Below are 10,769 nucleotides of genomic sequence, written 5' to 3' on the forward strand. Positions count from 1 at the left end.
GTCATGGCATATTTTCCAGTCGCATCTGGTGTGGTCCGGTGTATACGGTTAGCGTCACACGTTCACACCACCACCAATCACACTGAAAGGAAGAGACGATGAATATCCCTCAGGCTCCCCTAAGTCCGGAGCTTCCGACCGTCCTCACGACACCCGTTCTCGCACGGCTGGTGGGGCTCTCGCAGCCCACCCTTCGGCAGGCCGCCCGCAGCGGGGGGCTCGACTTCGGCGGGCAGACCGTTCGCGCCATCCAGACAGCCACGCGGATCCTCTGGCCGGCCCAGCCCATCATCGATGCCCTCGGCCTCGACGAGGACGCCGCGGCCGCCCACATCGATCGCGCGCAGCGAGCCGTGGAGGGGTCCAACCGGGCGCGCGTCGAGCGGTACGGCCGCTACGAGCGGAAGGGGAGGGCCGCAGCATGAGCGCCCCGACCACCATCACCCTCAGCCCCGAGGTCACCGCTGCACTGCATGAGCTGCACCAGGCGCAGGAGGTCATCAATGCGATCCACCCGACTAGCGATATTGCAGACGAGCTGGCGGAGATGACCGACAGGCAGTTCGAGCGGGCCGCCGAGCTTATGGATGATCTTTTCGACCTGATGGACCAGGTCACCCACCGTCCCCGCGAAGGAGAAGACCGATGACCACCCCCGACGCGTCGTTCGACCGCCCCCGGGTCCTCGCTACCGCCCACCGGCTGCGGGAGGCAGCCAAGAAGCTCAAGACGGATGCCGACCGTACCCTCGACAAGCTGTTGGAGACCGCGAAGAAAGAGACCTCCGTGAACACGCGGTCGGGGGAGCCTGCGCCCATCTACGGGGCCACGATGACGGCGCTCGAAGAGGGGGCCGAGAGCGCCCGTGAGCGTGTTCGCACCATTGCCTCGACCCTCGAAGATGACGCCTCCGCCCTGGAGGCCGCTGCCCGCGAGAGCGCCACCGAGGACGCCGACAACGCCCGCAGCGTGGGCGCGACCGACACCGACATCCCGAACAACTGACAACCAGCCCGAAAGGTATTCACGCCATGTCGAACGACAGCACGACCCCCGCATTCCGTACCGCTGACCGCCTCCGGGCGACCGCGGCAGACGTCGAAGCACACGCCAAACACGACTACCTCGGTGACCTCCGGGAGGACACCCTGCTGAACAACATCGGGCACTTGCAGGATCTGCTGGCGGAGGCCGCCAAGGCTCTCCGGGCCGCGGCGGACGAGCTGCCCGAGAACACCAACAACTGACACACCACACCGGAAGGAATTTCGACATGTCGCACGACGACAGCAAGACCCAGAACCCCCAGAACGTCACCCCGAAGCCTGCGGGCCAGGAGCCGAACACGACTCCGCCCGCCCTGCCGACGATCGGCGAGGACAAGAGCAAGGACTTGACCCCCGCGCAGCGGGCCATGCGCCGCGTGGAGGCCGCCGCCTCCACGGTTGAGACCGGCCCGGAGCTGATCGAGACCGCGCTGGAGGAGCTCCGCGAACAGGTGCGTGCGTACAACGCCGCGCATGAGTTGCTGGGCACGCTTGACGCCCTCCCCGAAGGTGCCCTCGCCCCCACGAAGCTCCCCGGTGCTCGCGCGGTCGAGGCCCTGGGCAAGCGCCGGGGTCGGCCGAAGAAGGCCGCCGCCCCCAAGGCCGCCTAAGTACAACGAGACCCCCGGCGGAAACCACTACCGCCGGGGGTCTCTTTCCATCTCCCGTCTCCCGCCAAGAAGAACGAACGATGAACGAAAACTATGAGTAGGAGTCTATCATGTCCACCTCTAGGGACACCACTGCCGAGCAGGTCACGGCCATGCTGGCGGCCGGAGACGCGCACACCCTGACCACCACCCGCGACGCCGCGGCCGGCTTCATCATGCCGCTGGTCGCCGCCGGCCTGCCGGTCATCCCGCTGAAGCCGGGGGACAAGGCGCCGCGGATGACCGGCTGGCAGCGCGCCGTCATCACACCCGAAGCCTGGTCCGAATGCCTGGATGATGTCTTCCGGGACCACACGGCGGGCAGCCCGGCGCTGGGGGTCGGAATGCGCGCCGGGAACAGGCTGATTGTGGCCGACGCGGACACCCCGGACCAGGTGGCGGCACTGGACGCCTTCCTCGCCGCCCGCGGCCTGCCCGATGCCGGGCCCACGGTGGCCACGCCGGGGACGGTGGATCGGCAGCACAAGGACGGCGGTCATTGGTGGTTCCTGCTGCCCGACAACTACGCGGTGCACGCCGGGCTGCCGGCCGTGCTGACTGTAGACGCCGAGGGCCGCACCGGCACCGAGGTCCAGGGCCCCACGTTCGACATGTTCCTCTACAGCAAGCAGGCCGCGATTCCCCCTACGCAGCGAGATGCGGGGGCGTATGCGCTGGTCGGGGAGGTCTACGACCTGCCCGAGGCGGTGTGCTCCTGGCTCACGGCCGAGGGCGAGGCGGCCGCCGAGCGCAAGCAGGAGCAGGCCACCCGGCGGGCGGCCCTGGCTGGGGACACGGAATCTCGGCACCCGGGCCTGGAAGCGTGGGAGGAGCGGACCCCCTGGGCAGACATTCTGGAGCCGGCCGGGTGGGCCGAGACCGGGGCGGACGCAGCCTGCGGGTGCACTCAGTGGCGACACCCCGAGGCTTCCAGTGCGAAGTCCTCTACCGCCCATGACTGCCAGCGCGGGACCTACCTGGAGGTTTGGAGCACCTCCAGCCCCGTCCTGGAGGCGGGGCCGCACTCGAAGATCGCTGCCTTCGCCGCCCTGCACCACGGCGGTGACTTCGCCGCCGCCTACGGGGCGGCGGGGATCCCTGCCCAGGGCCAGATTGACACCCGTAGCCTCCTGGCCCTCCCGAGCGCTGCCACAACCCCTGAGGAGCCCTCTGCCATGACCGTCGCCAGTTCCCAGGAGACGGCGGGGCAGCTCGCGGACCGACTCGCGGCCGCCGTGGCTCTTCGCTCGGGCAGCACTGCTGCAGCCACCATCGTGGCGCAGCTCGGGCCGGACGGGGTACGGCAGCGCTGGGACAGCCTGCTTGCGCTGGGAGCCGAGGGGCTGGAACAGCTCGCCAGGGCGCTGGGTCGGGAGCGCGCTGAGGTACTGCGCATGGACCTTGGCCGAACAGCATCGAGGATCAAGCGCACAGATCGCATGATGACCGACGAGGACCTGGACGCCGCCTACGATGCTGAGGAGCGCGAGCCTGTACATGGCGGGCTGTTCTACGCGCAGAGCCTCCACCTCCTGGCCGCGCCTGGAGGCGCAGGGAAAACCTGGCTGACCCTGGCTGCGGCTATCCCGCCGGCATGGCCGCTGCCGAGTGAGCGAGCACAGGACACACGGTGGGGAATCTACATCGACGCCGACGGCAACGGCGCTCAGGGGCTGCTGACCCGCGCCGCCCAGCTTGGCGCGGACCGGGAGCGCGTTGAACACGGGGATCTTGAGGTGGTCAGCCTCCCGTCGCTAGCCACCCGACGCGGGGTATCTCAGACCGCCGCGCTGGCAGGTGTGATCGCGGACCTGGTGCAGGCTGATCCACTGCCGCAGGTGGTGATCGTGGACAGCCTGACCCAGCTTCTCGCGCTGGCGGACGGCGACAGCAACTCGGACACTGCCGTGACGGCTGCGCTGCGCCAGTTCCGGGAGCTGTCGGAGTTGACCTGCGTGGTTGTCGTGGATCACGTCGGCCACGAGGCCTCCGAGCGTCCCCGAGGCTCGTCGGCCAAGGGGCAGGCGGTGGATGTCGTGCTGACCATGCGGCCGATGGAGCCCGACGCTGATCGATACCCAGACACCGAGATGAGCGCGCGGGTGTCGATTGCGAAGGATCGGCACAACGGAATCAAGACGACCCTGTGCGCACCGGGCGATCGTGCAACGGCGGGCGTGTGGACGCTCGACCGCACGGGCGCGACGGTCACCGTCGGAAAGCGAAACGTTCGGGAGCTGCCCGGGCTGGTGAGCCGCATCATCCCCGCCAAGGTCTCCGCCGAGAAGCGGGAGCGCGAGGCCGCCAAGGCCGATCGGGAGGCGGCCGAGAGCGCGCCCATCCGCGTGGCCGAGGTGATCCGGAAGGCCGGCGGCGAGGTCGCGTCCTACAAAGCGCTGGTCTCAGCCCTGCGGGAAGACGGCGACGGCATGACCAAGGCGGCTGCCGAGGCGGCTATCGAAACCGCCGTCGAAGCGGGCGCGGTGGACCGCCGGAAGACCGGGCGAAGCACCGTTTACGCGCTCATGTGACAGGGCCGCGACCCGTCTCACGACCCGTCCCGCAGCCCTGACCCGTCCCGGAACCTCTGGGACGGGTCAAAACATATATCTACCTGCAAAAACTGGAAATTTCATGACCCGTCCCAGGACTTCCAGAACCCCATCTAGGGGGGTCTGGGAGTTCCTGCTATTGTGTGAGAGGGGCTGAGGGATACCTCGGAGGTCACGGCTCCCCGCCCCGGACGGTGGAATAAGCTGTGGGCGGTGGACCGTGGTGCGAAGGAGAGGGGTGTCCGTGGCTCGCAGCAAAAAGAGGTATCAGCGGCTAATCCGGGGGTACAGCCTGATATACAGGCCGAGCATGGATCCGGTCCTCTTCGTAGCCCTTGCTCCCGTAGGATTCGTCGTCATCGTCATCAGCAGCGGAGGCTGGGGCTTCCTGCCGTTGTTGCCGGCCTTCATCGTCATCACTCGCGATGCGCACCGCTCGCAGAACGAGATTATGGCGATTGAACTGCATTTAAACGCTTCGGGTGCGCTTGACGATCTGAGCTTCGACGACCTCCAGTGGCTGCACACGCGTGCTCGTCGGCGCTACGTGGGAGTGTTTGCGCTCAGTCTCGCAGCGATGCTCATGATGATCCTCCCCCTAGTGCCCGTCGCTGTGGGGTGGTGAGCACCCGCCCCACCGCCCCTGTACGTCGTTCCCCGGCGCTGAAACCCCCGCGCCGCTAAAACGAGTAGCGAATCTGTCTCAAAATCCCGGCAGCGGGCCGCTCAGGCCCGGTTCCGGCGATTCTCCTGGTTGGTGGGCAAGCCAGGATGACCTGGCAGATCTTGCTGAGGGCCTGGAACAGCTCGTCGGCCAGGTCAGTGTCATCCAGCTTCGCTTCGCCGGGGATTTCACACCCACCAATCAGGCCACCGCTGACGCCGTGGCTGAACATGGGAAGTAACGACCCACGTGCGCTGCGCTGGTCGAGAACCGCGGACTGCAACCACCACGCGGCTCAGCGCGCCGTTGTGCCATTGTCGCCGGCCGTGTTCCCGGCATCCCGCCTCACCGGCATAGATGCACAGCGCCCATGGTGTGCATCCGGGGCCCGTGGGCCCCCATACCAGTCATCAAAGAACTCCATTGCTGGTACTGAGTCCCGGTCGTTACGTCGGTTCGACCGCTTCTTCGCGTACCACCACACCAGGATGATCGTCGGTGACAGGGTAATGAATACTCCCACGATGGATAGCAGCAGTGAACTCATTGATTCTTCCTCCCACATCGTGCGCTTCGGGGTTCGTCGTTGAGTGCCTGGCGGTGGTGCATGGACTCGGGGTCAGTTGCGGTGATCGGCCTGTGGTGTCAACGTCGTCTGCGCTGGGTGATCCCACGCCGGCGAGCGTTTCTCTGTGCGGGTGGGTAGCAACAGCATGATGAACACCACGATACCTCCGATTATTGGGATGACGCTGATGAAAAACCACAGTCCGGAGAAGCCTGCGTCGTGTAACCTGCGCCACAACAGCGATAGAGAGGGAACCAGAAACACCAGAAACGCGGCCATCCCGAGAACATCGGACACGCGCTGCGAGATGAAAGCGGTCGACAGGAACGTCAGGAGGAAGCTGGTGGCGAAGGCGAAAAGAAAGAACCACCAGTATTCACCTCGGGAGGCGTAGCCTTTGAAGTCGATGGATTTGTGGAAAGCGCGTAGTATCGCCTGGCTGAAGCTGATGCCGTAGTGGGGGTCGGCGAGGATATCCGGGTCATCGTGGGGTGGGGTGTGCGGCCGCGGTCCGTACAGTGGCGGGTACGGGGTCGAGGAATCTGACATGGTGGGGGGGCCTTTCCATTCGCTGCGGTGTGTGGGCGGTGTGTGGGCGGTGTGTGGGCGGTGTGTGGGCGTTGTTATCGTGATCGGTGATTGCGTAATGCCTCCACAACGATCCTCCCCTCGTCAGCGGCGTCGGTGGCGATAACCGCCCAGACGACACCCCTAGCGATATCGTGGTGAAGGTACTCGGTGACACTGGCGTGGTGACCACTGTCGGTGGTGTAGGTCGCCGACATGCTGAACGTGGTCTCCCGTTCGGTATCGGGGTCCGCAGTAACGATGGTGTCGCGGTAGAGGGGACTGGTTGCCTCCAGTCTCAGCGCGTCGGCTAGAGCGGCGGGAAGCGCCGAAGATGCCGTCGGGGAGCAGTGGTGACCGTAGGCGATGACGGTGGGTGAGAACTCCGACGGTCGCGGCGGAGTGGGTACGGCAATGACCACATTGTCCGTGGACACGGCCATGCCCCACCGGGGGGCCAGGGCGCCGACGATGTACTCCAGGCATTCCTTGTCCCATGGGGCGGTTGTGCTCAACACGGCGGTGTCGAGCAGGTGCTGCACCGCAGAGAACACGGTGGTGGAGGTGGTGTGGGTCACGGGTGGTCCTTTCTCATGATGGTTCTGTACAGGGTTTTTTCTGCGTTCCAGATGTAGCGCGGCGAGGGCGGAAGCGCGCGAAGACCCATCCAGCCTCGCATGGCAATATGCATTAATGAAGTTAGGATGCAAATGGGAATCATATCCCTGACGGAACCCTCTAGGAAGAGTGCCGCAGGGATAGGGATATAAAGAAGAGCGTTGCCCGTAAAGAATATGGCTTCAGATACCTCTTTTGGGTGTTGGACAGATTCGACAAACTCGCCAAAAATTGGGACTAGAGCATGTGAAATAATAATTATCGCTATTGAGGAGAGTAGCCAAAATTCCATTCCTGTCATGGGGATCATATCACCGCACTAGAGTCATTTGAATAAGTCTTGAATCGCTTGGCCAACGGGTGCCAGGACTCGATTTCCGATTTCTCCGCCGACGACTCCGCCGATAGCGCCGCCGAGGGGGATTGCGATCGGGGCGAATGGCCCGGTAAGCGCGCCTGCTGCGCCTCCGATATATGCACCTCCCAGCCCTCCGCCGGCAGCCCCCAGTCCTCCGCCGATGGCTCCGCCAGCATGATCGGGATCCTCGGCCGCCGCAAACCCGGCCTGCACTCCTGTAACGGCGTTGCCGGCAAACCCGAGTGCTCGGGCAGGGACTTTCGCGCCGATACCTCGACCGGCTCTTTCCGCTGCCGTATCTTGCCTGTGAGCTCCGACTGGCTTACCGTTGCGACCACTGTCATTGTTGGCGCGATCAGCCACTATCATCGGCTACTAGCGGCCCGATTGAAGTCGGTTCGTGGCTATGATTCCACAGTCTGACCTGCTGTGGGATCCTCGACGCGAATGCCTGAGATGATCGTGTCGGCGATGGGGGCGAAATCACTAGCGTCAGCTTCGGCAGACTGGACGGTGAGGACTGCGACCAGGCTACTGCCGTTGATGTCCGGGACAGACACCAGAAGCTGATGGACGGCTTGCGTCGCCCCGCCCATTCCCGATGTTGTGTAATCGAATTGCTGCGCAGCTAGTCCGCACACCGAGGTCTCAGGGTGGCGAACGAGATTCTCCGGCGACATCGTGGATTCGATGAAGGCCGCATTCTGGTCGAACATGACCGTGCCCTCGACGGTTGTGGGCTCCACAGTCAGGATAGCCGTCCGAGCCTTCTCAGGGCCACTGGCACGATCGCCTGTGGTCAGTCGCACCAGCTCGCTATCCATCTTGGTCGTGCGTTCCCATCCCTCTGGCAGCGGGATGCTGAAGATGGGCTCTTTCGGATTATGATTGGCCTCGATGTAGTTGTCCGCGTTGTCCTCAGAGGAGCATTCACCGACGCTGGCTCTGTCGGTTCGTTCGGCAGGAGTCGTAGCAGTGGTTGTGGTGGCGTTGTCAGATGTCACAGTTTCTACGCCGTCGCTGCAGGAGGCCAGGAGGATGGTCGTGACACAGAGGGTTGCGGCGAGTGTTGTTCGTGAGAGTGTTGTCACTTTTTCTACTTTCTCAAGAGAATTAGGGTGTGTTTGTGTCATGGTCCATGACCTTACTCCGGTGATAAACTAGCGACCTAACTTCCCGACGTTTCATCGTTGGAAGTGTCCAAAGCGCTCAGCCAGCCACGCGTGGCTGGATCGACCTCAGAGCGTGATGCTGTCGTCACGGTAATTTGGGAGATCGTGCTGCGATCGCTATGCAAGTGATATCTGGTTAACGCGTGGAGGGGGAGCCCTTCGGAGGTATAAGTTCCTTCGAGTAGAATGGTGTGATCAATACACGACACCATAGGATGAGATAGTAATCCACAGCCAGCTTCACGGTAAACAGCGCGAGTAAGTTCAGCGATTGTTATGTCTTTTGGAAATGTGAATATCGCGAAAACAAGGGTATCTGCCCGTCGGGCGGATCCGTGCCTGGAAATATTTCCATTTGTGAAGACTCTACCGGGAAACTCCTCAAGTTCGCCGAGTGCCCTTTCGGCGGGCCGCCAGATGTTAGGTATCGAATGTCGCTCGACCAGCACATCGAATACGTGACTGGCCCAAGCGCTGCTTGGCACAGTAGCTGGCGCTTCCATAACTCTACTAAGCTCAATTACAGTGGAAGTTATATCGACAGGTTTAATCTTCATTTGCACCCTTCTGTGAAACATTGAGTTTTCTGGTTAGTTTCCTCCATCTGCGGATACGTTTATCCTGAATAGTCTCCCAGCTCTTGCTTTGTTGCGGTTTGTGATTTATAATTGGCCACGGACTCGGAATCTTTAGTGGAATTGAACCCTTCGTGGAAACGCGCAGGAACACATTGAGCATCCATCCCGCCGAATGAATTGGAGCAGCGGTAACTGTGTAAATATCGGCAAAAAGTCGAGAAAGCGTTACGTGACTCCTGTAGTTGGCTAGAATACAGATCGGTAGGATTAGGTAAAACATTCCGATGAAGCCTAGTGCGTCTACGTCTTGACCTCTATATACATAGATTCCGATGGTTGCCGACAGGGCCGAGATGGTCCATAGAAATGTTGTCCAAAAACCGAACCCGTCGTAGCCCTGTGAGGCCGCTAAAGCAAATATGAACATTGGAACTAGGCAAATTACCGCATAATAGTCCATTTTCGCTCCCTAATCTTCTTCGCCGATCAGCCAATTTCCGACTTTCTCGCCAAGCCAGTCACCGGCCAACCCTCCTACGGCGCCTAGGGCAATGGCCCCGGGAGGGCCAGCGATCGCACCACCGACCAAGCCGAACCCCGCAGCGCCGGCTGTGGAGAAACCAGCAGATATACCCTCGCGTCCGGCCTGCTCAACAGTGTTATCGGCGGATGCTATGCTGTAAATTGCTTGCGCGGCCCCTACTGGTCCTGCTGCTCGTCCAGCTCGGCGAACGAGGCCTTCTGCGTCTGACGGTACATGTGGTTTAGCATGCCGACCATAGTTCTCGTTACGACGCTCGTGTATTTCCATTCCTTGGCCTGCCCCACCTATGCCTGTCACAATCCCATCTGTGATGATGTTGTCGGGCAGTGCCTGACCGGAATCCGGCTCAGCCGCGCCGCCATCTGCCGCAGACGCGTTGTTGATGGTGTCGGGGACCCAGTCGAAGGTACGGGGCACAAATGGGCCTTCCTTCGGGTTATCGGTGGTGCCCAGCCCGATCTGTTCACCGGTCTGCGGGTTCACCCGCACGGACTGTTGCCCGTCACCGGGACGCACGTCAGCGGAGTTCTGCCCTGGATGGTTGACCACACTCGGCGGATCAGCGGGATTAATCGGGCCGACGTCCCGGACTGCCTGCCCAGCGATCGCTGGATCAGCCCGTGGGGTGTTCGGATCCACAAATACCCCTTGCGGGTTCGACGGGATGGTGCCCAAGGCTCCCGATGCCTCGGGGGATCCTTCCGGGGCGGCAGAATCGGGCTTGCCTGGCTTGGTGACCTCAGTACGCTGACCATTCTGGATCATCACCTGGGTGGTTTGATCGGTTGCCGCATCATAGTGAATGCTCTCGGCGAAGTTGCCTCCACCCTCCCCGCCATCTTCTGGCGCTGGAAGGTAACGGGTGATGTTGCCGTCGGCGTCCTTAATCTGGGCGGAGCCGTCGTCGAACCGAATGACCTCTGAACCCTCGTCGAGCCCGAGCGGGTCGATGTCGTAGGCACCGTCAGGATCCTTGGCGACCTGATGTCCGTATTCCGAGGGAGCATCGGTCAACGGCTGTTGGTTCGCGGTACCGCCGGTGCGGCCGTCGGGATCGGGATCCTTAGGGGTTGAGGCCCCCGCGCCGACGGGAGCTGCGTTGCGGGTTGCATCAGTAGCACTCGTACCGGATGCACTGTCGGTGTCTGCCGGGTTCTGATTACTGTTGGCCGCTGTTGCCAGGGCGTTGTTGTCGTCGATCTGTTCGGGGGTGTAGGGCGCAGGCTGTGGCGCAGGGGTGGGGGCGGGGTCCTGCGGGACATCGGCCGGGTTCTGGTTGCTGTTGGCCGCGATGCTGAGGTTGTTGTTGTCCCGTCGCTGCTGTTCAGGATCGGGTTCTGGTGGACCGTCCGGGAACCGCGGGTCCTGAGCTTCCCCGGGAGTCGGGACATAGCCTTCGGCCTCCCGCGCTTCTTTCTGCGCTTGAGCATCCTCCGCCAGGACAGGGCCATG

12 protein-coding genes are annotated in these 10,769 nt (G+C 62.8%); 7 read left to right on the top strand and 5 right to left on the bottom strand.

Annotation, left to right across the window (positions count from 1 at the left end):
* The first annotated feature begins 98 nt into the window (after nt 1-98).
* From ACT3UN_RS11280 to ACT3UN_RS11310, 7 genes are all read left to right on the top strand, one after another.
* Nucleotides 99-425 carry a hypothetical protein gene (locus tag ACT3UN_RS11280; protein ID WP_444657098.1) on the top strand — a complete coding sequence of 109 codons (327 nt, stop codon included), beginning with the start codon at nt 99-101 and terminating at the stop codon, nt 423-425.
* A complete protein-coding gene (locus ACT3UN_RS11285) occupies nt 422-649 on the top strand; it encodes a hypothetical protein (RefSeq protein ID WP_444657099.1) in 228 nt (75 codons plus the stop codon). The genes ACT3UN_RS11280 and ACT3UN_RS11285 overlap by 4 nt, the downstream gene beginning before the upstream one ends.
* Nucleotides 646-1,005: a hypothetical protein gene (locus ACT3UN_RS11290; RefSeq protein WP_444657100.1), complete on the top strand. Its 360-nt coding sequence runs from the start codon at nt 646-648 to the stop codon at nt 1,003-1,005. Before ACT3UN_RS11285 ends, ACT3UN_RS11290 begins: the two co-directional genes overlap by 4 nt.
* 26 nt (nt 1,006-1,031) lie before the next feature.
* Nucleotides 1,032-1,247 (top strand): hypothetical protein, encoded by a 216-nt coding sequence (locus ACT3UN_RS11295; RefSeq protein ID WP_444657101.1) that lies wholly within the window; start codon nt 1,032-1,034, stop codon nt 1,245-1,247.
* A 26-nt stretch (nt 1,248-1,273) separates the two neighbouring features.
* On the top strand, nt 1,274-1,657 hold the full coding sequence (locus ACT3UN_RS11300; RefSeq protein WP_444657102.1) for a hypothetical protein: 384 nt from the start codon (nt 1,274-1,276) through the stop codon (nt 1,655-1,657).
* A 110-nt stretch (nt 1,658-1,767) separates the two neighbouring features.
* A complete protein-coding gene (locus ACT3UN_RS11305; RefSeq protein WP_444657103.1) occupies nt 1,768-4,227 on the top strand; it encodes an AAA family ATPase in 2,460 nt (819 codons plus the stop codon).
* 331 nt (nt 4,228-4,558) lie between these two features.
* Nucleotides 4,559-4,873, top strand: a complete 315-nt coding sequence (locus tag ACT3UN_RS11310) for a hypothetical protein (protein ID WP_444657104.1) — start codon at nt 4,559-4,561, stop codon at nt 4,871-4,873.
* Between the two features lie 55 nt (nt 4,874-4,928).
* Here the strand turns inward: ACT3UN_RS11310 and ACT3UN_RS11315 are convergent, their stop codons facing one another.
* The 5 genes from ACT3UN_RS11315 to ACT3UN_RS11335 all read right to left on the bottom strand — a co-directional run.
* The gene (locus ACT3UN_RS11315) at nt 4,929-5,144 is read right to left on the bottom strand and encodes a hypothetical protein (RefSeq protein WP_444657105.1); all 216 of its coding nucleotides are present in this window, start codon (nt 5,142-5,144) and stop codon (nt 4,929-4,931) included.
* Nucleotides 5,145-5,531: 387 nt separating this feature from the next.
* Nucleotides 5,532-6,029, bottom strand: coding sequence for a DUF805 domain-containing protein (locus ACT3UN_RS11320; protein WP_444657106.1), 498 nt, complete (start codon nt 6,027-6,029; stop codon nt 5,532-5,534).
* A 74-nt stretch (nt 6,030-6,103) separates the two neighbouring features.
* Entirely contained in the window at nt 6,104-6,625 is a 522-nt protein-coding gene (locus ACT3UN_RS11325; protein WP_444657107.1) for a hypothetical protein, read from the bottom strand.
* A gap of 802 nt (nt 6,626-7,427) precedes the next feature.
* Entirely contained in the window at nt 7,428-8,156 is a 729-nt protein-coding gene (locus ACT3UN_RS11330) for a hypothetical protein (RefSeq protein WP_444657108.1), read from the bottom strand.
* A 1,086-nt stretch (nt 8,157-9,242) separates the two neighbouring features.
* Nucleotides 9,243-10,769 (bottom strand): hypothetical protein (locus tag ACT3UN_RS11335; protein ID WP_444657109.1); only part of this gene is annotated, 1,527 nt, incomplete at its 5' end.

The sequence above is a fragment of the Corynebacterium sp. AOP12-C2-36 genome, assembly GCF_052379185.1.
In the GTDB taxonomy this organism is placed as follows: domain Bacteria; phylum Actinomycetota; class Actinomycetes; order Mycobacteriales; family Mycobacteriaceae; genus Corynebacterium.

Excerpts from the sequence above, each read along its gene's own strand:
- ACT3UN_RS11290 (WP_444657100.1), top strand. The coding sequence starts at position 646 with ATGACCACCCCCGACGCGTCGTTCGACCGCCCCCGGGTCCTCGCTACC.
- ACT3UN_RS11315 (WP_444657105.1), bottom strand. The coding sequence starts at position 5,144 with ATGTTCAGCCACGGCGTCAGCGGTGGCCTGATTGGTGGGTGTGAAATC.
- ACT3UN_RS11305 (WP_444657103.1), top strand. The coding sequence starts at position 1,768 with ATGTCCACCTCTAGGGACACCACTGCCGAGCAGGTCACGGCCATGCTG.
- ACT3UN_RS11295 (WP_444657101.1), top strand. The coding sequence starts at position 1,032 with ATGTCGAACGACAGCACGACCCCCGCATTCCGTACCGCTGACCGCCTC.
- ACT3UN_RS11300 (WP_444657102.1), top strand. The coding sequence starts at position 1,274 with ATGTCGCACGACGACAGCAAGACCCAGAACCCCCAGAACGTCACCCCG.
- ACT3UN_RS11280 (WP_444657098.1), top strand. The coding sequence starts at position 99 with ATGAATATCCCTCAGGCTCCCCTAAGTCCGGAGCTTCCGACCGTCCTC.
- ACT3UN_RS11330 (WP_444657108.1), bottom strand. The coding sequence starts at position 8,156 with ATGACACAAACACACCCTAATTCTCTTGAGAAAGTAGAAAAAGTGACA.
- ACT3UN_RS11285 (WP_444657099.1), top strand. The coding sequence starts at position 422 with ATGAGCGCCCCGACCACCATCACCCTCAGCCCCGAGGTCACCGCTGCA.
- ACT3UN_RS11310 (WP_444657104.1), top strand. The coding sequence starts at position 4,559 with ATGGATCCGGTCCTCTTCGTAGCCCTTGCTCCCGTAGGATTCGTCGTC.
- ACT3UN_RS11320 (WP_444657106.1), bottom strand. The coding sequence starts at position 6,029 with ATGTCAGATTCCTCGACCCCGTACCCGCCACTGTACGGACCGCGGCCG.